The organism is Stenotrophomonas sp. (assembly GCF_032066555.1).
In the GTDB taxonomy this organism is placed as follows: domain Bacteria; phylum Pseudomonadota; class Gammaproteobacteria; order Xanthomonadales; family Xanthomonadaceae; genus Stenotrophomonas.
Genome location: NZ_DAMBKV010000001.1, coordinates 82,477 through 100,177 on the forward strand (window position 1 = coordinate 82,477; position 17,701 = coordinate 100,177).

Genomic DNA, 17,701 nt, shown 5'->3' on the forward strand with positions numbered 1-17,701 from the left:
GCCGAGCCATGCTCGGCAGAGCCGAAGCTGTAGTGCCGAGCCATGCTCGGCAGAGCCGAAGCTGTAGTGCCGAGCCATGCTCGGCAGAGGACTTCCCGGTAAAGCTTCTGCCGAGCATGGCTCGGCACTACGGGTCCCTCCCTTGCGCAGCAGGGGAGGGCTGGGGAGAGGTTGGCTTCTCGACCTCGGGCCACAATGGTGCGCACCCCGCTCCGATGGTTGACGTGGAACGCTCCTGCCGGGCATGGCTCGGCACTACCAGCGTCGTGCTTGGCGGGTGCTCAGGCTGTGCCGATACGCGCCAACAGCAGGCCGACCACCACCATCGCGATGGCGATGACCACCATCGAGGCAAACAACCAGCCGCGACGACGTTGGCGTTGGCTGGCGCTGATCGCAGCGTTGAACATGGCCACGCGCTGCTGCTCGCTGGTGGCGATGAGGGCCCTGGCCCTGGCCGCGCCCTCATCGGCGCCAAGCCGCCCGGCCGTGATGTCGTCGGCGATGATTTCCAGTTGCTGCATCACTTCAGATTGCAGCTTCTGCAGTTCCAGCGTGGCGTCATTGTGGTTTGACAAGCAGGGGTTCTCGCAACCGGATTCAGGATGAGGGGGACTGTAACGCCTGCCGGATCACCCGTGACAGGATCGCCGGGTCATCGGCGGCCAGATGTTGGCCCAGTCGTAACAAACCGATGCCGAACCCGCACATCAGCATGCCCGGTAATACGGCAGGCAGCAGCATCAGGTCCGCGCCGCCGAGCTGCGTCGCTGTCACCACGCTCCACAGCACACAGAAGCCAAGCCAGAACAGCATGAAAATGAACACCAGCGGCGGCAGCGCAAAACGTCCGTGCAGTTCGCAGCCCTGTGGGGTACTGCGCAAGGCACCGCGGAAGTGCGGCTTGAAGGAGTTGCGCATCACCCTGCGGTGATACAGGTGTACACCGCGCTCGCTTACCGAGCCAGCGACGCTGCCGGTGGCGGTCAGGTTGCCGCGCGCGGTGGCTGCACGCAGCGCCTGCACCGCCTGTTCGCGTGGCAGTGGGCTGGAAAAGACGACGTGTGTACGTGGAAACAGCCAGGTCCAGAAAGACATGCGGTCCATCGATTTCGGGATGGGACAAGATAGCCGCAGGCGCCACGATTGCCTATTGCAGATTGCTGCCAGGGTTGCGCATGGCTTTCTTCACCAGGGCGGTGATCTTCTTCTCGACCTCCGGCGTGATCGCGGTCAACGCGTACGCGGTGGCCCACATCGCCCCGTCATCCAGCTTTGCCATGTCGTTGAAGCCCAATGTCGAATAGCGCGAGCCGAACTTGCTGGCCCCCTGGAAGAACAACACGACCTTGCCATCGCGCGCATAGGCGGGCATGCCGTACCAGGTCTTGGGGGTGAGCGTGGGAGCGGTGGTGGTGACAATGGCGTGCACGCGTCGCGCCATCTGTTGCTCGGCGGCGGGCATCTCAGCGACCTTGGCCAGCAGCTCGGCTTCGCCGTCGGCCTTCAGTTTTCCAGCCTTGGCCTCGGCCTTGAGTTCGCGTGCGCGCTCCTTCATCGCGGCCTGTTCTTCGGCGGTAAAACCTTTGGTTCTGGCGGTGGCCATGGAAGCTCCGATAGGACAAGGAAGGCAGGGATTTTTAACCCAGACCGGGCAGCCAAATGTAAAACATGGGTGCAAGCCGGGAGGTCATCGTTGGCAGGTGAAAGCAGGAACAGCTTGGCCGGCTGCCTAGCCGGCCTGGCCGAGTTCGCGTTCTATGCGCCGATCCGGAATCAGCCAAAGCAAGGCGACGGTCGCATACAGCAACTGCGCAAGATGCGCGTTGACGAAGCTAAGGGCGATTCCGCTGATGTACAGCACCGGCGAGAGCTTGCCCTTCCAGTCACTGCCGAGCGCGTGCCGCAAGCGCGAGCTCTCGCCATCAGCGGCGACGATGCGCCGTTGCAGGATCCAGTAGGCGATGGCGGCCGCCAACAGGATGCAGCCGTACAACGCGGTAGGCAGCGGCTGCTGATTGAAATCGTCCATCCAGTGCGTGGCGAATGGCAGCAGCGACAACCAGAACAGCAGGTGCAGATTGGCCCACAGCACGCTGCCTGTCACCTTCTGGCAGGCCTGCAGCAGGTGATGGTGGTTGTTCCAGTAGATGCCGACGTAGACGAAGCTCAGCAGGTAACTGAGCAGGGTAGTGAGCAGTGGTCGCAACGCATCCAGGGTGGCGCCTTCGGGAGGGCGCATCTCCAGCACCATGATGGTGATGATGATGGCCATGACGCCATCGCTGAATGCTTCCAGTCGCCCCTTGCCCATCACCTGCCCCTGCCTGGATATGCCGATGGATTTGCTGCGGAACGCTAGCACGAAGTGACGTCGAGGCAATGTGTGCGGTTTGCGGGGTGAGGGCGTCCCTGCGCAGTTGGGCGCAGGGACGCCTGTTGGATCTACAACAGGCGCGTGCCCAGGGGAACCTCGTGCTCGGGCATGCACAGGCTCACCCGTCCCTCGGCGTCGTGAAAGCCGGTCACCAGGCATTCGGACATGAGTGGGCCGATCTGCTTCGGCGGGAAATTGACCACCGCCACCACCAGCCGGCCAAGCAGTTGTTCGGCACTGTACAGCGCGGTGATCTGTGCGCTGGACTTGCGGGTGCCCAGTTCCGGACCAAAATCCACCTGCAGGATATAGGCAGGCTTGCGCGCGGCAGCAAAGGGTTCGGCGGCGATGACGCGGCCCACCCGCAGTTCAACCTTGCTGAAATCGTTCCAATCGATGGTCTGCATGGAGGTGCTCGGAAGTTGGAGGGTAGTGGAATGGCGCAGGGCGCAGAAGCTCAGGCAGAACGCAGCTGCGTAAGCGCCATGCCAACGCTGGCCGGTGCAGTCAGGGCGAAGCCGAACTGCTGGTAGAGACGATAGGCCTCGCCATCGGCCAGCAGGCTGACATAGGCCGAGGCGGGTACCTCGCGCTGGATGTAGGCCTGGATTTCGCTCATGACCTTCTTGCCCAGGCCACGCCCCTGGTGGGCGGGCAATACCGCAATGTCGACCACCTGGTAGAAGCTGCCGCCATCGCCGATTACCCGTCCCATCGCAACCGTTTCATTGGCGCAGAGGATCTGCACGGCGAACAGGGAATTGGGCAACCCCCGGCTTGCGGCTTCGGCGGTCTTCGGGCTGAGCCCGCTGGCCTGGCGCAGGTGCCGGTAGGTATCGACGGAAGGAATGTCGTGGCTGAGGGTATAGCTGGGTTCGCTCATCGTTGCATCCGGAATCCTGGGGTTGTGCAGCCCGGCAGGCATCAGGCGGGCGACGCGATTGGCACATAGACCTCATGCCAGAGAATGACCTTGCCGGCGTCATTGAACCGCATCAGCAGCATGGCGCGGAACAGTTCGTGGCGCCCATCAACATGGCGGATCCGCGCGCGCATCGAGAACACCACCGATGCGTCTTCCACGAGGGCATGATCGATCTCGTAGTCGATGCCGTCCATGCCGGCTTTCATGCCGTTGAGGAACTCGAGGTAGTTGGCGGGATCGGCTTCGTAGCGGCGGCCATTGGGCTCGACGATGAATTGATCGGCGAAGCATTCGCCGATCAATGCCTCGCTCAGCACGGAATCGCGATTGAGATGTCGGCGGTTCCAGTCGAGAACGGTATGTGCCAGCTGGAGGTAGTGCGCGCGTTGGCTTGTCATTGGGGTTGTGGTTCCAGTCGGCGGCAACGACTCAGTTGATGTTGCCGCTGGTAGCAATGGCCTGGCCGCGTCGGTTTACGGCAACGGCGGAGGGTTGCCAGATACTGCGTGGGCGGTGCCGGCGGCAGGCGATGCCGTGCTGCCCAGCACGGCCTGGGCGATGAGCTTGTCCAGGCGACGGACGTCCAAGCCCTTGTTGAGGTTGACCTTGATATGGCCGGCCTTGGTCCAGAGTTCAATTTCGGAGTTGAAATTGAACAGGCCGTGGCCGTTCTCCGACGACCACATATAGATGGATGAGTACGGCAGCGAATAGATTTCCACCTTCTTGCCGGTAATGCCCTGCGCATCGCGCACGATCAGCCGCTTGTTGGTGAACACCGCCGAGTCACGGAAGGTCTTGTAGGCCGCTACGGCGGTCTCGCCGGGGACCAGGATGTCGTTCACGTCCTGCGGGATCGGGCATTCCGATACCAGCGTCCAGGCCAGGATTGCATTTGTTTCCATGTTGAAGCCTTCCCCTGATTGTGTACTTTCGAGCGATGGAAACGAAATTGTAGGCGGCGCCCGGAGCAGGGCAATAGGCCCGAAGGCATGCCTGCCGGTGGCGCTGGCGAGGCCCATCAGGCGCCGCTGCGCAGGCGGGTGGCGTTGAGCTGGGGGAAGCGCTCGATGATGCTGACCGCCTCGTTCCAGCAGGACTGCTGGCTCAGCGGGAGGACCACTGCGGGCAGGTCCTTGAAGTGGAATTCGACCCTGCGTTCGGGGGTGGGCTGATGGCTGATGAGGATGGGCATGCGACCGTTCCGAAGATGCCAGACGAGCTCCTCGATGACATCGTTCCAGGCGTCGTGCTCCAGCGCATCTATCCATTCCATCAGTGCCCAACGCCCATGCGGGGCCGGGCAATGGAGCGCCATCGGCCTGGATGAAGGTAGGGGCGAGTTCTGGCGGTGCACCGGTTTCCAGCCGAAGTCGCCCGGTTCGTACTGCGCAACACAAACCGATCATGCCACAGCTTGCGGTGATTGGCGGAGCGCGGCCGGTGCTGCCGGGGCGCGGTTCTGGCCCCCTATCCGATGCGCCATTTTCCATGCGCATGCGGCGGCGTGTGCTTCACGCCGTTGTTTGATCGCCCCGTGGCATTCGATGTTGTGCTGTTCACCGCGCCGCTCCTGCGGGAGACAGTCAGTAAGCGCACAGGCCTGTACAGTCGGGATCACTCATGGCCTTGATGATGGTCTCGATGTCGGCGCGGTTGTCCAGCGGTGCGTCGGCAAGAATGACCCTGGCGGCGTCGGCAATCTGCTGGCGGGCCGGCAGTTGCAGCGCGGAGGCAAACAGCGACGAACTCTCCGCCATTGCCCGCACGACCTGCGTGCGGTAGCTGGGTTGCAAAGCCTGGTTGCCGATGCTCATCAGGTTGCCGCTATAGCTGTTTACCAGGCCGCCACGCAGCTGGTTCAGCCCTGCCAGGCGTATGGGGGTGAGTTCCTCCGGCGGCAGTGCCGCCGTGAATGCGGTCAACGGCTGGATCTGCGTGGCCAGGCAACGCAGCAGGAACGGATGCAGGCGTTCGAGCTCCTGCTGGAATGCCACGATGTTTGTTTCCATCACCGTGCCCATCTGCCGTGCGATTTCCTCTGCGCTTGCCTGGGGCGGGAGATGTTCCTTCAGCCCGGTCAGTGCATAGGCCATCGACAAGCGGTTGGCCTGGCCACAGATGTCCATCAACTGACCGATGTTGGCGGCGTCGTAGGTCTGTGATTGCAGGAAACGATGACTGTCGGACAGGACATCAAGCAGTGCACGCGTTTCTGGTTCGCTGATGCGGGGCATCTCCCCCTTGGCGGCGCTCTCTGCGATGCGCTGCTGCAGCTTGGCGCTGGCGTCCATATAGACCGCGTGGGGTTGTGCGGGTGCCTGCGCGTGTGCCTGCAGTGAAGCAAGGCTGAGGCAGGCGGCGGCCAAACAGGTGAGCAGCGACTTCATGTCAGTGAGATCCGGAAAGTTGGAGCAGCAGGTATCGGCATCGTTGCCGAACGGTGGTGAATGATAGTTCGGTGCTGCCGATGACGCGAAAGCAGAAGCCCGGCGGATACCGGGCTTCTGCTGACCGAACGGGTAGGCCGATCGCTTACTCGATCGGCTGTTCCAGCATCAGCTGGCGGGCGAAGCGCACCGGCGGCGCACCGTAGGACAGGATCTGATCGTGGTAGGCCTTCAGGTTGAAGTTCGCACCCTGCTTGTCCTGCACGGCCTTGCGGGTGTCGAAATGCTCCTGCGCACCGACGAAGTAGGTCGGCAGCTGGGCCGAGGTGAGCTGTGCGCGCACCCACTTGCCCGAGGCTTCGCTTTCCTGCTGGAAGGCATCGTGGGTCATCAGGTGCATGGCCTGCTCGCGGCTCCAGTTGTCCACGTGCACACCCTGGTCGAGGATGGCGTTGGCAATGGTGCGCAGGTAGAACTTCAGCTGCACCAGGTGGAACAGCGGGTCGTTATCCAGGTAACCCTGTTCCTGCATCATGCGTTCGGTGTAGACCGCCCAGCCTTCTGCAAACAGGCCCGAACGCAGTACCGCGCGCAGCGTCGACGGGAACTTGCCCGAGTGCCAGCCTTCCAGGTAATGGCCCGGGGTGCCTTCGTGGATGGACAGCAGGTGGATCATGCGGCTGTTGTATTCGCGCAGGAAGGAGTCGACCTGCTTGTCGTTCCAATCGTCCGGAATCGGCGAGACCGCGTAGAAGGTCTTCAGGTTCTTGTCCAACGGGCCCGGCGAGTCGCAGTAGGCCACGGCCACGCCACGCTGGAATTCCGGCATCAGGATGATGTCGACTGGTGCGTCGGGCAGGGTCATCAGGTCATGCTTGCGCACGAACTCGGTGGACTGGTCGAGCGCGGCCTTGGCATCGTCCACGACCTTGTCGCGGGCCGGCTTGTCGGCATAGGCCAGTTCCAGTGCGGCTTCGATCGCCTTCTGCTGCTGGTCGTCGGTCGGGTCGGCCGGCATTTCCGGTGCGCCCGGCTTGTCTTTCAACACCACCTGGGCGATGCCGTACATGTCCTTGCGCACGCGGGTCAGCTCGGCGCGGGCACGCTCGCCGATCTCGGCGCGCGACAGCGAGGAGTTGAGCGAGAACTTCAGCTTCTGGTCGTACTTTTCCGCACCGATGCGGAACTCGCCCTTGGCGTTGGGCACCAGGGTCTTGTCCAGCCAGGTCTGCTGCTCTTCCACCGCGGTGGTGAGGGTGGCGATGGCGGTCTTCAGGCGCTCCTGATCGGCGGCTTCGAGCTGGCCGATATTGGGGACGATGAAGGTTTCAACCAGGCTGAGGATGCCGCGGTTCTGCTTGGCCACGGTTTCGGCGTGGATCTTCGGCACGCGTGCCGGGTCCAGGTTGGCACGGGCGGCGGCGAAGATCTGCGGGATCTGCTCGATGCGCGCGGTGGCCGACTTCAGGCGTTCGGGCAGCGGCGCGAACTCGCGGGCCATCAGGCCGTAGATGGCGCTGCCGGCCAGGCCGTTGTAGACCTGCGGGTCCCACTTCCACGATTGCATGGTTTCGTTGGACCAGATGTCCGACTGCAGCTGGTTGCGCAGGATGGCGGCATCCACCTGGTTCTCGCGGCCGAGCTTGCTCACGTCCAGCTTGTCCAGCTCGGCGAGCAGGGCCTTGCTGGCCTCCAGGCTCTTCTGCTGGCCGGCGGCGCTGAGATCATCGAGCTGGCTGTCGTAACGGTGGTCGCCGATCTGGGTGGCGCTGACCGGGGACAACTGCATCCAGGTGTCCAAAGCTTTCTTCGACAGCTCGGCGAACTGGGCATCGGCCTGGCTTTGGCCGGCCTGCTCGGTGGAGGTGGACGGCGCGGTCGGGGCGTCGCCGCTCTGGCAGCCTGCCAGGCTGGCGAGCAGGGCGGCGGCGAGCAGGTGCTTGCGCATCGGTATTCCTGTTGCTGAGGGGAAACCCCGAGCATAGGCGCACAGGGCCTGTACCGCACATGCCGTTGGTTGGTGGCGGCCTGTCGAAACAGGTGGTTCAGCGCAGCGGGGGCCCTGTAGCCCGGGTAAGCGCAGCGCACCCGGGGTCTTGATTCACCGTCATCGAATCTCCGGCTCACCGAATCCCCGGGTGCGCTGCGCTTACCCGGGCTACGCCGCTCTGCACAAATTTTTAGCCTTCGTATTCAGCCAAGTCGTTATGCTGCGGCCACGAAATCACATGGAACATGGACGCATGAAACAACAGCACGGAAGGACCTTGGCTTTGGCATTGGGCGCGCTGCTCGCGCTCGCCGGTTGCGCCAAGCACGACATGTCGGCCGAAAGCGCGGCGGTGGCAGCCGATGCCGTGCAGTCGCCGGAAGGCGCATTCCTGGCTTATGAGCACACGGTGCAGCTGCAGCTGCCGGGCAAGGACATCGCGCCCAGGGTGAAGGCTGTATCCGATGCGTGCCAGAGCGCGAAGTTTGGCGATTGCGCGGTGCTCAACGTGTCCCAGCAGGGCGGCGATACACCCAGCGGCTCGATCAAGGTGCGGGTTGCCCCCAAGGGGGTGGAGCCGCTGATCGCACTCGCCAGCGACAAGGGTGAGGTGACCACCCGCAATACCGAGGCCGAGGACCTGGCCCAGCAGGTCGCCGATACCCAGCTGATGCAGGACCGTTTGAAAGCCGAGCATGAGCGCCTTCTCGAGTATCAACAGCGCAAGGATCTGGCGGTGGCGGACCTGCTGACGATTTCGCAGCGGCTGTCGGAAATCGAAGCAGGCCTGCAGCAGGCCAACCGCGATGCGGCCCAGCAGCACCGTCGCATCGACACGCAGTTGGTCACCATCAACATCGAATCCACCAACAGCCAGCGCAACCGCAGCGAGATCGGCCAGGCGTTCGGGGATTCAGGCGAGATCTTCACCACCAGCCTGGCCTACCTGATCCGCATCGCCGCAGGCTTGCTGCCGGTGGTCCTGATTGGCGGCTTCCTGGCTTGGCTGGTACGCCTGTGGTGGCGCCGCCGCAAGAAGCAGTAATCCGCAGATTTGTGGGAGCGGCGTAAGCCGCGAAGCTGATGCTCTGAAACGACTCCAGCTTCGCGGCACGCGCAAGCAAAGTGCCCACTGGCTTTTGTAGAAGCGGTGTCAGCCGCGAAGCCGGTGGTCTGAAGCGGCGTCAGCTTCGCGGCTGACGCCGCTCCTACAAGGGCCGGCTTCAGCCGTGCAGGTGCAGCTCCGGAATGCGCTTCTCGTGCGCGGCGAACAGGTCCTGGAACTCTTCCTCGTTGAACTCATCGGGCAGATAGACCGCAACCTGGCTGCTGACGCCATTGGCATCCACGCGCTCGCGTGGCCCAGCCCGCAAAGACACTTCGCGATCCTTGAAGGTGGTGACCCACGGGGTCTCGTCCCATTGGGTCACTTCAGCGTTGTCTGCATCCCAGATAACAACAATCGTAAACATGGCGTCTCAACTCTTCAGGGCGCGGTGTTCGCTGGTGATGGTCGCACCTTCGCCCATCACCTTGGTGACCGGCGTGCGGGTGGCTACGTCCAGTAGTCGTTCCCATTGTTCGTCGGTCAATGCGCCGGTAGCGGAAAGAATGCGGTGCACCTGCAGCTTACCGGCTTCATCGCGGCTGGAGGTTAGCTCGGCGTTGAACTCACCCAGCTCCCAGCCTTTCTTCTCTGCATACATACGCAAGGTAATCGCGGTGCAGGCGGCCAGTGATGCCAGATACAGGTCGAACGGCGCCATGCCCGCGTCCTGGCCGCCCAGCCGGGCAGGCTCATCGGCAACAAGTTCGTGGACGCCGTTGCTGATGCGATGGGCGTAGTTGCTTCCCGTTGATTGAATGGTGACGTGGGCCATGGCGGCTTCCTTCGGAACGAGCAGTCAAACTACTGCGATACAGGTAGCTCCGGTAGTCGCCGTTTATTGCCTGCATCGTCCCATCGGCTGAACGATGCCGCCGTTCACGCCGTCACGAAGGCTGCGCGCCCGGCAGGGAGGGCTGTTGCGGCCTCCTCAAGCAGGCAGTTGACGGCGGTCTTCAACATCTTTGGTGCGATGAAATGGCGATGCACCGGGTCCACCGCGGCCATGTACAGGTGCCCGAAGGGATTGTGGCAGTACACCCGCGTGGAAAGGCTGAAGGTGATCAGCTCGCCGTCGCGCTGCACCGTGACGCTGGAGCGGAACTGCAGGTGACGATCATCAGCGCCAAGCAGAACCTGCGCGGAACTGGCCTTGATGGCAGTGGCCAGCACCGGGAAGCGCCCGGCGAAACGTTGTACTGGCGTATCGCTCAGCAATGATGACACCGGGCAGCCCAACGACGAGGTGCGCAGTCGCAACGGCCGCGCCAGCAGATTCCGTAACCGCATCAGGCCGCTGACGCTGCCGGCGGGCTGTTGGATGAAGGCGGTGAGCAGCGCTGTCAGCAACTGTTCCGGATTGCTGCCACCGAGCCAGCGCCGATCCAGCTGAACCTCTACGTGGTCCTGATGGTGGTGATGCGGCAGTTGCTGGGCCAGCAGCGAGTTCGGCGGCAGGTGATGGCTGCTGCGTGCCTGCAGCGCGGGCAGCCGGTGCGAACGGGTGCCGCTGCGCGGACAGCGTTGCACCAGCCGCTGGCGCAGCTGCCCGGCATGCCGGCGCAACAGCGCACACGCCCAGGCTTGCCGGGGCAGCGGATCAAAGCTGAGCACGCTGGTCCACGCATCGGCCTGTTGTGTGTGCTGCTGCAGTGCCGCCGGCATCACTTCAGTGAGGCTGGCAAGGTCGGCTTCGCCGCGCATGACCTGCGCGTGCAAGGCAGGATCCAATCCGCCTGCGGTTTCATCGGGATGGCAGGAAACCGCGAACAGGGCCGGATGCCTGCCATTGCCACGCAAGGGCTCGAACTGGTGCCAGGTGTTGGCACCCATGCGCACCGTGAACAGGCAATCGGCGGGAATCTCGACGTGGCGCAGTGCCTGCTGCATAGCCTGCGGCGTGTCGCAGGCCGAACCCGCGGCGATGAAACGCAGACGCGTGCCGCCGCTGCCGCTGATCGCGGTGAACACACGCGGTGCAGCATGACGATGGAAGGGGTGACCCTTGCGGCCCACAGAGAACGTGTAGAGCGCGGCGTTGTCGCCAGCGCTCAGGTCGGGGCCTGAAAGCCGCGCAGAGGGCTCGTCCAGCGCATCGTTGAAATGCGCGTGTTGGGCCTGGCGTGCACCTGTCGCGGTTGCGATCGCATCGCCAGCGCCCACATCGAGCTGGGTCAGTAGGGTGACTTCCGCGGCACGGCTGCCATCACGGGCATTGATCGAGACATGCGGAAAGCTGCTTTCGTTGGGAGTGCGACTGCGTTCCATGCGATGCCTCGTTGTGGTCAGCTGGCGGGTTTTGCCTTGGTCTTGGCATTGCGACGTGATTCGCGCTGCAGCGGCCCGGCGGTTGGGCAGACCTCGAAGGCGAAGCGGCTCAAGGTGTTGACCATGTTGTCCGGGGTAAGCCGGTAGAAAACGAACTGGCCGCGGCGCTCGCTGGTGACGAGTCCGGCGGCGGTGAGAACCGAGAGATGGCGGGAGATGGCCGGCGCACTCATCTCGAAACGCTGGCCGATCTCGCCTGCGGTGAGCTCCTGCGCCGACAGATACGCCAGGATCTCCCGGCGTGGGCGTGAGGCAAGGGCTTCGAAGATCTGATCGGCAGGCATGGGTAATCAATTAACTAATTAGTTAATTGATTAAATGCATGATTGCCGGGCCATGTCAAGCATTCGCATCAACTGTAGTGCCGAGCCATGCTCGGCAGAGGCTTTGCCGGTACTCCGGCGGGCTGCGCTTTACGCTTTTGCAGTAGCGGGGCCGGCCGCGACGCTTCAGCTGGGTCAGCCAGCGAAGAGCCAACCCCTCCCCAGCCCTCCCCTTCGCTACGCGAAAGGGAGGGGGTGTAGTGCCGAGCCATGCTCGGCAGGGGCTTTCCCGGTAGAGCCGCTGCCGAGCATGGCTCGGCACTACCGTGGATGCGCTTCAGCGGATACGTACCGGCAACGGGATGTTGCACAGGTCGATATGGCCGGCGGCGCGCTTGTAGAAGCCGTCCACGCGGTTGCGGCGGGCTTCCACCGCATCGGCGAAGGTCTTGGAATCGGTGCGCAGTACCTGCAGCTTTACCCGCTGTGCTTCCGGCAGCTCGCTGGCCAGGGTGATCGCCTTGATCGGCGTACGCTGTGCGGGGTCTTCGTAGAAGCCCATCGGGTCGGGGCCACGCTTGATGGTGCTCAGCAGTTCCATGCCCTTGAGCACGCGGCCGACCAGGGTGATGTTGCGGTCCAGCTGGCGCGGCGATTGGCCGGTGACCACATAAAGCTCCGCACCGACGCTGCTGTCCTCGTCATTGTTGCGGCCAGCGCCGAGCGCACCATAGCAATGCGCCAACCAGGCATTCTTGCCATCGCTGCCAACGGCGAAGTCGCCAACGAAGCCGGTGCGGGGGGCCCAACCATCGCGGTCGGGCAGGGCGGTGAAGGCCAGGCCTTGCAGCGGACGCTGGAATTCGGCGGGCAGATGAGACTTGGCGCTGCCCATCGACTTGGCTTTGGCCACGTCGTCGGCATCGGCGTCGCCGAATTGAACAACGAAGTTGTCCTGCGAGCGGTAGATGCTCAGACCATCCCAGAAGTGCTCCCTGGCCATCGCGCGGATATTGCCGGCGTGCTCGGGTGCGAACTGCGGGGCCAGCTCGATGATGACGCGGCCGCCTTCCAGGTCCATGTACAGCGTGTTTTCCGCCGCCGGGGTGTGCCAGTCGCTGGCCGGCGCGGCGTCGATGATCTCCTGGGCGCTGCGGTACTTGGCGGGGGCGTCGGCGGCCAGCAGGGGCAGCGGGGACAGCGACAGGGCCAGGGCAAGCAGGCAGGGACGTAACGTCATCGGGCGCATTCCAGTTGGGTGTAGGCCGATTCTGCGCGATTGGCCGGGGCACCCGCCAGCGCCGTGACGGCGGTAGGGGTGACTACCGGCATATTCGCTATAGCGAACTAAATACTAGTATTTGCTTCAGGCTAGTTGGCGGGAGTGAAGGCCATGACGGAGTTGGATGCACATCTGCGCAAGTTCCAGAAGGAATTGAGCACAGGCACGGTGTCGCTGGCCCTGCTGGCGGTGCTGGCCAAGGCGCCGGAGCCGCTGTATGGCTACCTGATCGCCAAGGAGCTGGAGCGGATAGGCGATGGGGTGCTCAGCGGCAAGCAGAGCGCGCTGTATCCGGTGCTGCGCAACCTGGAAGCTGCCGGCCTGCTGGAAAGCCATGTGGAGCCTTCGGTGGCGGGGCCACCGCGGCGCTACTACCGCATCAATGACGACGGTCGCGCCGCGCTGCGGCAGTGGGTCGCCGCCTGGAATGCCACCCGCGACTCGGTCGAGTCCGTACTGGAAGGGATCAAATGATGAATACCGAACACAACACGCGACCGCTGCCGACCACCATCCCCGAATACCTGGACCAACTGCGCGCGGCATTGGCAGGTGCCGACCTGGCGATGATCCAGGACGCGCTGTACGACGCCGAGGAATACCTGCGCTCGGAGCTGGCCGAACAGCCGGGCAAGAGCGAGGCCGAGGTGATTGCCGGTGTGGCCGGCAGTTATGGCGCGCCGGAAGAGGTGGCCGAGATCTACCGCGAAACCGAGGTGACAGTGAACCGCGCCCTGCGCACGCCGCGCCCGGCATCGCGTGTCATGCCAGCAGCTGCTGCGGCGGTGGCTGACGCGAGCGCGTCCCCGGTTGAGCCAGGTGTCGCCGCATCGGTGCGCACGCCAGCACCGCGATCCTTGCTGGCGCGCTTCTTTGGCGTGGCGCTGGATCCGCATACCTATGGCGCGCTGTTCTACATGCTGCTGTCGCTGGCCACCGGCATCTTCTTCTTTACCTGGGTGGTGACCGGTCTGTCGGTGTCGGTGTCCTTGCTGATCCTGATCATCGGTATCCCGATCCTGCTGTTGTTCCTGGGTTCGGTGCGGGTGTTGTCGCTGGTGGAAGGGCGCATCATCGAAACCATGCTGGGCGTGCGCATGCCGCGCCGGCCCACCTATACCGATCGCAGCCAGGGTTGGCTGCAGCGCATCGGTGCGATGTTCTCGGACGGCCGCACCTGGCTGACGATGCTGTACTTCGTGCTGATGCTGCCATTGGGGACCCTGTATTTCACCGTGGCCACGACCTTGTTGTCGACGTCGTTGGCGCTGGTATTCGCCCCTGTGGCTGCACTGTTCACCAATGAGGCAATCGGCATCTGGATCGACGGCGTCAATGTCGGCAGCTCCTTCTGGCTGTGGCCTTTGTCGGTGGGTGTTGGCGTGCTGCTGCTGTTCGGCACGCTGCATCTGGCGCGAGGCATCGGCAAGCTGCATGGCGCGATGGCCAAGCATCTGCTGGTGCGCTTGTAAGCGCCGCTTTGCAAGGGAACGTAGACGAGGGCGCCAACGGCGCCCTCGTTTTTTGTAGTGCCGAGCCATGCTCGGCAGGGGCGTTACCGGTAAGGCCTCTGCCGAGCATGGCTCGGCACTACCTCGCGGTATGCTGGTGACGGTTTTTTTTGTGGAGAACACCATGGCCGGCAAAGGCTGGTTCTACGTGGCGCTGACCTGCCTGTTCGAGTTGGTCTGGGTGTATGGCTTCAACGTGGCTGCCACATGGTGGCATTGGATTCCGATCATCGTGGTGATCGTGGTGGACTTCCATTGGCTGGCCAAGGCCTGCGAATCGTTGCCCACCGGCACGGTGTACGCGGTGTTTGCCGCCGTTGGCACGGTGGGTACCGCGCTGATGGATATCTTCCTGTTCGATGGCAGCTTCAGCCTGGCCAAGGGGGTGTTCATGGCGGTGCTGGTGGCGGGCGTGATCGCGCTGAAACTGGCCGATGGCAAGGTGGCTGCCGCGTCTGATGCTAACGGGCGGGGAGGCTGACATGGGCTGGTTTCTGGTGATTGCCGCCGCCTTGATGGAGACGCTGGGCGTGATTGGCCTGAAGCGTTACAGCGGGCGCAAGAGTCTGTTGAACGCGCTGATGTTCTTCGGTGGTTTTGGTGCTTCCTTCGTGCTGCTGTACCAGTCCTTCCGCTACATCCAGTTGAGCATTGCCTACGCGGTGTGGATTGGCCTTGGAACCGCGGCTGCAGTGCTGGTGAACATGCTGTTCTTTGGTGAGTCGCGCAGCACCGCCCGCCTGTTGAGCCTGGCGGTGATCGTGGTGGGGGTGGTGGGCTTGAAGGCGGTGTCCTGAATGCAGAAGGCCCCGGGAGTGCCGGGGCCTTCTGGTTTGCTTGTTAGCTTCGGTAGAACTGCCGTTGCTGTAAACGTTTGGCTTCGGCTTGTTCTCACCCCCAACCCCCGCTCCGCGCCCCGGCCCTTGCGCAAGGGCGCTCGAGTGACCGCGAACCGATGGTTCGCAAACGGTCCCTCTCCCCCCGCAGGCGGGAGAGGGGCCTACGCAGGGCGGCTCAGCGCTGGGCGCGGCGGCGCAACGGGGTGACGTTGCTGCTGGCCTTCTTTGTTTTTTTGGCAGCGGGCTGCGCGGACTGGGCGCTGAAGAAGTCACGCATCTTCGGGTATACCACTTCGCGCCAGCGGCGGCCGCTGAAAATGCCGTAGTGGCCGGCACCTTCGACGATGAAGTGATCACGGCGCGCGGCCGGGATACCGGTGCACAGCGCCTGCGCCGCTTCGGTCTGGCCGAGGCCGGCGATATCGTCCAGCTCGCCTTCGATGCTCAGCAGAGCGGTGTCGCGGATGGCCGAAGGGTCGACATGTTCGCCGCGCACATACCACTCGCCACGCGGCAGCAGGAATTCCTGGAAGACCACGCGGATCGTGTCCAGGTAGAACTGCGCCGGCATGTCCAGCACGGCGTTGTATTCGTCGTAGAAACGGCGATGCGCATTGGCATCGTCCAGGTCGCCCTTGACCAGGTCGGTGTAGAAATCCCAGTGCGACATCAGGTGGCGGCTGGGGTTCATCGACATGAAACCGGCATGCTGCAGGAAGCCCGGATAGACCCGACGGCCCTGGCCCGGATACGGCGCTGGAATGGTGTGGATGACGTTGTTTTCGAACCACGACATCGGGTTGCGGGTCGCGAGGTTGTTGACCGCGGTGGGGCTGCAGCGCGCATCTATCGGCCCGCCCATCATCACCAGCGAGCGCGGCGTGGTTTCGCCACGGCTGGCCATCAGCGAAACGGCGGCCAACACCGGCACGGTGGGCTGGCAGACGCTGACCACATGCACGTTCTCGGCACCGAGGTGGCGGATGAATTCCTGCACGTACTCGATGTAGTCGTCCAGGCCGAACTCGCCCTGTTCCACCGGCACCATGCGCGCGTCCACCCAGTCGGTGACATAGACGCGATGGTCGCGCAGCAGGGTGCGCACGGTATCGCGCAGCAAGGTGGCGTGGTGGCCGGACAGCGGCGCCACCACCAGCACGATGGGCTGCGCCAGCAGGGCCTCGACCTTGGAGGTCTCATTGCTGTGGCGCTTGAAGCGCAGCAGCTTGCAGAAGGGCTTTTCGACCTCGGTGAGCTGGGCGATGGGCACGATTTCGCCATCCAGCTCCAACTCGTGGATGCCCCATTCGGGCTTCTCATAATCCTTGCCGAGGCGATGGAACAGCTCGTTCATCGCCGCGAAGCGATCAGCGCCCGGCATCGACGACCACCAGTGGCCGGAATTATTGAAGAACGCCGCATTTGCCTGCGCCTGGTGAACCCAGGGCGCAAGCAGGTTGCGGGTCAATTCATGCAGTTGATAAAGCATGACGTCCCAATATGTACAGTCATATGATGCTGTGCAGCATAGCGCACTATGACATTTGCGGCGTTAAGCAGGTATCGGCCTTTAGTCGGCCCTTTCCAGCGCGGCGATGTCCTCGCTGAACGCGGGGGCCAGCCAGCAATGCGAACCGACCGGACGGAAGCCCACCTCGCGCAGCTGGCGCTTGTACCAGCGGGCCGGGCGCTGCTGGAAGCCGTCGTGGTCGCCATGGAATTCGTCCTCGGCGGTGAACAGCTCCAGGAAGGCGACCCCGCCGCACAGCTCGGCCAGGCCCGGCAGGCCCTGGCGCAGCTCGCGGCTGGGCACGTAGTGCATGACGTCCGAGCAGACCAGCAGGTCCACCGGTGCGCAGGGCCGCAGCCACTGGAAATCGCCGAAGCTGGCCAGGTGCAGGTTGCGGGTGCGGCCGTAGCGGCGCACTGCGTATTCGCTGCTGTCAAAGCCCATGTACTGCAGCTTGGGCCGCAGCTTGAGCAGTGGCGCACGCCAGGCGGCTTCACCGGCGCCGATATCGAGCACGCTGCGGATCGGGCGTTCCAGGTAGTACTCGGCGGCGGCAACGGCCAGCTGCACCTTGCGTGCCAGGCGCGCTGCGCCGCCGATATCGTCGCGGCGGTACCAGCGTTGGAAGTAGTCGGCGTCGTACTGCTTGTCCTGCATGTGCGTGTCTTGTGCGGATGGGCGAAAATGGGGCACATCCTACGCCGCCGATGGAGCCAGCGCATGCAGTCGTACTTTTGGGTAAAGACCTTCCACCTTGTTTTCGTGGTGGCGTGGATGGCGTCGGTGTTCTATCTGCCGCGGATCCTGGTCAACATCGCCGAGGCGGCGGGCCAGCCGCCGGTGGTGGAACGGCTGCAATTGATGGGCAAGCGTCTGTACCGGTTTGGCCATGTGATGTTCGGCATCGCCTTCATCCTCGGCCTGGTGCTGTGGCTGGGCTACAAGGTGCTGCCCGACTTCCCGACCATGGTGGCGCCGGGCGCTGCCGGTTGGCTGCATGCCAAGCTGGGGTTGGTGGTGCTGCTGATGGTCTATTTCACCTTCACCGGGCGCTGGTTGAAGGGCACGCTCAAGGGCAAGGCACTGCCATCGTCGGGCACGCTGCGTTGGTTCAATGAGCTGCCGTTGGTGCTGTTCATTGCCATCGTGTATCTGGTGCTGGCGAAGCCGTTCTGAGTTTT

Annotated in this window: 24 protein-coding genes; 6 read left to right on the plus strand and 18 right to left on the minus strand. The window is 63.6% G+C overall.

Annotated elements, in window-relative coordinates:
• Positions 1-281: 281 nt before the first annotated feature.
• From RT131_RS00345 to RT131_RS00395, 11 genes are all read right to left on the minus strand, one after another.
• A complete protein-coding gene (locus RT131_RS00345) occupies positions 282-578 on the minus strand; it encodes a hypothetical protein (protein ID WP_313169272.1) in 297 nt (98 codons plus the stop codon).
• Positions 579-600: 22 nt separating this feature from the next.
• Positions 601-1,098, minus strand: coding sequence for a hypothetical protein (locus RT131_RS00350; RefSeq protein ID WP_313169274.1), 498 nt, complete (start codon positions 1,096-1,098; stop codon positions 601-603).
• A 52-nt stretch (positions 1,099-1,150) separates the two neighbouring features.
• Complete coding sequence (locus tag RT131_RS00355; RefSeq protein ID WP_313169275.1) at positions 1,151-1,606, minus strand: DUF1801 domain-containing protein; 456 nt, start codon at positions 1,604-1,606, stop codon at positions 1,151-1,153.
• 126 nt (positions 1,607-1,732) lie between these two features.
• Complete coding sequence (locus RT131_RS00360; RefSeq protein ID WP_313169277.1) at positions 1,733-2,383, minus strand: TMEM175 family protein; 651 nt, start codon at positions 2,381-2,383, stop codon at positions 1,733-1,735.
• Between the two features lie 62 nt (positions 2,384-2,445).
• Positions 2,446-2,784 (minus strand): tRNA-binding protein, encoded by a 339-nt coding sequence (locus RT131_RS00365; RefSeq protein WP_313169279.1) that lies wholly within the window; start codon positions 2,782-2,784, stop codon positions 2,446-2,448.
• 50 nt (positions 2,785-2,834) lie between these two features.
• Positions 2,835-3,260, minus strand: coding sequence for a GNAT family N-acetyltransferase (locus RT131_RS00370; RefSeq protein ID WP_313169281.1), 426 nt, complete (start codon positions 3,258-3,260; stop codon positions 2,835-2,837).
• Between the two features lie 41 nt (positions 3,261-3,301).
• On the minus strand, positions 3,302-3,700 hold the full coding sequence (locus tag RT131_RS00375; RefSeq protein WP_313169283.1) for a nuclear transport factor 2 family protein: 399 nt from the start codon (positions 3,698-3,700) through the stop codon (positions 3,302-3,304).
• A 75-nt stretch (positions 3,701-3,775) separates the two neighbouring features.
• Entirely contained in the window at positions 3,776-4,207 is a 432-nt protein-coding gene (locus tag RT131_RS00380) for a PH domain-containing protein (RefSeq protein WP_313169285.1), read from the minus strand.
• A gap of 116 nt (positions 4,208-4,323) precedes the next feature.
• Positions 4,324-4,497: a hypothetical protein gene (locus RT131_RS00385; RefSeq protein WP_313169287.1), complete on the minus strand. Its 174-nt coding sequence runs from the start codon at positions 4,495-4,497 to the stop codon at positions 4,324-4,326.
• A 391-nt stretch (positions 4,498-4,888) separates the two neighbouring features.
• Positions 4,889-5,692, minus strand: coding sequence for a hypothetical protein (locus RT131_RS00390; RefSeq protein ID WP_313169289.1), 804 nt, complete (start codon positions 5,690-5,692; stop codon positions 4,889-4,891).
• A 145-nt stretch (positions 5,693-5,837) separates the two neighbouring features.
• Complete coding sequence (locus RT131_RS00395; RefSeq protein ID WP_313169290.1) at positions 5,838-7,640, minus strand: DUF885 domain-containing protein; 1,803 nt, start codon at positions 7,638-7,640, stop codon at positions 5,838-5,840.
• Positions 7,641-7,935: 295 nt separating this feature from the next.
• Here RT131_RS00395 and RT131_RS00400 point away from each other — a divergent pair, with 295 nt between their 5' ends.
• A complete protein-coding gene (locus RT131_RS00400) occupies positions 7,936-8,727 on the plus strand; it encodes a DUF4349 domain-containing protein (protein WP_313169292.1) in 792 nt (263 codons plus the stop codon).
• 178 nt (positions 8,728-8,905) lie between these two features.
• On the opposite strand, the gene RT131_RS00405 is transcribed toward RT131_RS00400, so the two are convergent.
• The 5 genes from RT131_RS00405 to RT131_RS00425 all read right to left on the minus strand — a co-directional run bounded on the left by RT131_RS00405 (position 8,906) and on the right by RT131_RS00425 (position 12,618).
• A complete protein-coding gene (locus RT131_RS00405; RefSeq protein WP_282273345.1) occupies positions 8,906-9,154 on the minus strand; it encodes a hypothetical protein in 249 nt (82 codons plus the stop codon).
• A 6-nt stretch (positions 9,155-9,160) separates the two neighbouring features.
• Complete coding sequence (locus RT131_RS00410) at positions 9,161-9,562, minus strand: OsmC family protein (protein ID WP_313169295.1); 402 nt, start codon at positions 9,560-9,562, stop codon at positions 9,161-9,163.
• A 104-nt stretch (positions 9,563-9,666) separates the two neighbouring features.
• Positions 9,667-11,055: a DUF2867 domain-containing protein gene (locus tag RT131_RS00415; protein ID WP_313169297.1), complete on the minus strand. Its 1,389-nt coding sequence runs from the start codon at positions 11,053-11,055 to the stop codon at positions 9,667-9,669.
• A gap of 17 nt (positions 11,056-11,072) precedes the next feature.
• A complete protein-coding gene (locus RT131_RS00420) occupies positions 11,073-11,399 on the minus strand; it encodes a metalloregulator ArsR/SmtB family transcription factor (RefSeq protein WP_313169299.1) in 327 nt (108 codons plus the stop codon).
• Between the two features lie 316 nt (positions 11,400-11,715).
• A complete protein-coding gene (locus RT131_RS00425) occupies positions 11,716-12,618 on the minus strand; it encodes a peptidylprolyl isomerase (RefSeq protein WP_313169301.1) in 903 nt (300 codons plus the stop codon).
• Positions 12,619-12,771: 153 nt separating this feature from the next.
• Here RT131_RS00425 and RT131_RS00430 point away from each other — a divergent pair, with 153 nt between their 5' ends.
• The 4 genes from RT131_RS00430 (at position 12,772) to RT131_RS00445 (ending at position 14,968) form a co-directional block, all read left to right on the plus strand.
• Positions 12,772-13,134: a PadR family transcriptional regulator gene (locus tag RT131_RS00430; RefSeq protein WP_293706291.1), complete on the plus strand. Its 363-nt coding sequence runs from the start codon at positions 12,772-12,774 to the stop codon at positions 13,132-13,134.
• Positions 13,134-14,132 (plus strand): sensor domain-containing protein, encoded by a 999-nt coding sequence (locus tag RT131_RS00435; RefSeq protein WP_313169302.1) that lies wholly within the window; start codon positions 13,134-13,136, stop codon positions 14,130-14,132. Before RT131_RS00430 ends, RT131_RS00435 begins: the two co-directional genes overlap by 1 nt.
• A 136-nt stretch (positions 14,133-14,268) precedes the next feature.
• Positions 14,269-14,652, plus strand: coding sequence for an SMR family transporter (locus tag RT131_RS00440; protein WP_313169304.1), 384 nt, complete (start codon positions 14,269-14,271; stop codon positions 14,650-14,652).
• A 1-nt stretch (position 14,653) separates the two neighbouring features.
• A complete protein-coding gene (locus RT131_RS00445; RefSeq protein ID WP_313169306.1) occupies positions 14,654-14,968 on the plus strand; it encodes a multidrug efflux SMR transporter in 315 nt (104 codons plus the stop codon).
• Positions 14,969-15,185: 217 nt separating this feature from the next.
• Here RT131_RS00445 and phaZ read toward each other — a convergent pair whose 3' ends face one another.
• On the minus strand, positions 15,186-16,499 hold the full coding sequence (phaZ, locus tag RT131_RS00450) for a polyhydroxyalkanoate depolymerase (protein WP_313169308.1): 1,314 nt from the start codon (positions 16,497-16,499) through the stop codon (positions 15,186-15,188).
• A gap of 81 nt (positions 16,500-16,580) precedes the next feature.
• A complete protein-coding gene (locus RT131_RS00455; RefSeq protein WP_313169310.1) occupies positions 16,581-17,177 on the minus strand; it encodes a class I SAM-dependent methyltransferase in 597 nt (198 codons plus the stop codon).
• 63 nt (positions 17,178-17,240) lie between these two features.
• Here RT131_RS00455 and RT131_RS00460 point away from each other — a divergent pair, with 63 nt between their 5' ends.
• Positions 17,241-17,696: a CopD family protein gene (locus tag RT131_RS00460; RefSeq protein ID WP_313169312.1), complete on the plus strand. Its 456-nt coding sequence runs from the start codon at positions 17,241-17,243 to the stop codon at positions 17,694-17,696.
• The last annotated feature ends 5 nt before the right edge of the window (positions 17,697-17,701 follow it).

Excerpts from the sequence above, each read along its gene's own strand:
- RT131_RS00455 (WP_313169310.1), bottom strand. The coding sequence starts at position 17,177 with ATGCAGGACAAGCAGTACGACGCCGACTACTTCCAACGCTGGTACCGC.
- RT131_RS00460 (WP_313169312.1), top strand. The coding sequence starts at position 17,241 with ATGCAGTCGTACTTTTGGGTAAAGACCTTCCACCTTGTTTTCGTGGTG.
- RT131_RS00365 (WP_313169279.1), bottom strand. The coding sequence starts at position 2,784 with ATGCAGACCATCGATTGGAACGATTTCAGCAAGGTTGAACTGCGGGTG.
- RT131_RS00435 (WP_313169302.1), top strand. The coding sequence starts at position 13,134 with ATGAATACCGAACACAACACGCGACCGCTGCCGACCACCATCCCCGAA.
- RT131_RS00350 (WP_313169274.1), bottom strand. The coding sequence starts at position 1,098 with ATGTCTTTCTGGACCTGGCTGTTTCCACGTACACACGTCGTCTTTTCC.
- RT131_RS00395 (WP_313169290.1), bottom strand. The coding sequence starts at position 7,640 with ATGCGCAAGCACCTGCTCGCCGCCGCCCTGCTCGCCAGCCTGGCAGGC.
- RT131_RS00410 (WP_313169295.1), bottom strand. The coding sequence starts at position 9,562 with ATGGCCCACGTCACCATTCAATCAACGGGAAGCAACTACGCCCATCGC.
- RT131_RS00405 (WP_282273345.1), bottom strand. The coding sequence starts at position 9,154 with ATGTTTACGATTGTTGTTATCTGGGATGCAGACAACGCTGAAGTGACC.
- RT131_RS00375 (WP_313169283.1), bottom strand. The coding sequence starts at position 3,700 with ATGACAAGCCAACGCGCGCACTACCTCCAGCTGGCACATACCGTTCTC.
- RT131_RS00355 (WP_313169275.1), bottom strand. The coding sequence starts at position 1,606 with ATGGCCACCGCCAGAACCAAAGGTTTTACCGCCGAAGAACAGGCCGCG.
- RT131_RS00400 (WP_313169292.1), top strand. The coding sequence starts at position 7,936 with ATGAAACAACAGCACGGAAGGACCTTGGCTTTGGCATTGGGCGCGCTG.
- RT131_RS00415 (WP_313169297.1), bottom strand. The coding sequence starts at position 11,055 with ATGGAACGCAGTCGCACTCCCAACGAAAGCAGCTTTCCGCATGTCTCG.
- RT131_RS00385 (WP_313169287.1), bottom strand. The coding sequence starts at position 4,497 with ATGCCCATCCTCATCAGCCATCAGCCCACCCCCGAACGCAGGGTCGAA.
- RT131_RS00380 (WP_313169285.1), bottom strand. The coding sequence starts at position 4,207 with ATGGAAACAAATGCAATCCTGGCCTGGACGCTGGTATCGGAATGCCCG.
- RT131_RS00430 (WP_293706291.1), top strand. The coding sequence starts at position 12,772 with ATGACGGAGTTGGATGCACATCTGCGCAAGTTCCAGAAGGAATTGAGC.
- RT131_RS00390 (WP_313169289.1), bottom strand. The coding sequence starts at position 5,692 with ATGAAGTCGCTGCTCACCTGTTTGGCCGCCGCCTGCCTCAGCCTTGCT.
- RT131_RS00425 (WP_313169301.1), bottom strand. The coding sequence starts at position 12,618 with ATGACGTTACGTCCCTGCCTGCTTGCCCTGGCCCTGTCGCTGTCCCCG.
- RT131_RS00445 (WP_313169306.1), top strand. The coding sequence starts at position 14,654 with ATGGGCTGGTTTCTGGTGATTGCCGCCGCCTTGATGGAGACGCTGGGC.
- RT131_RS00420 (WP_313169299.1), bottom strand. The coding sequence starts at position 11,399 with ATGCCTGCCGATCAGATCTTCGAAGCCCTTGCCTCACGCCCACGCCGG.
- phaZ (WP_313169308.1), bottom strand. The coding sequence starts at position 16,499 with ATGCTTTATCAACTGCATGAATTGACCCGCAACCTGCTTGCGCCCTGG.
- RT131_RS00370 (WP_313169281.1), bottom strand. The coding sequence starts at position 3,260 with ATGAGCGAACCCAGCTATACCCTCAGCCACGACATTCCTTCCGTCGAT.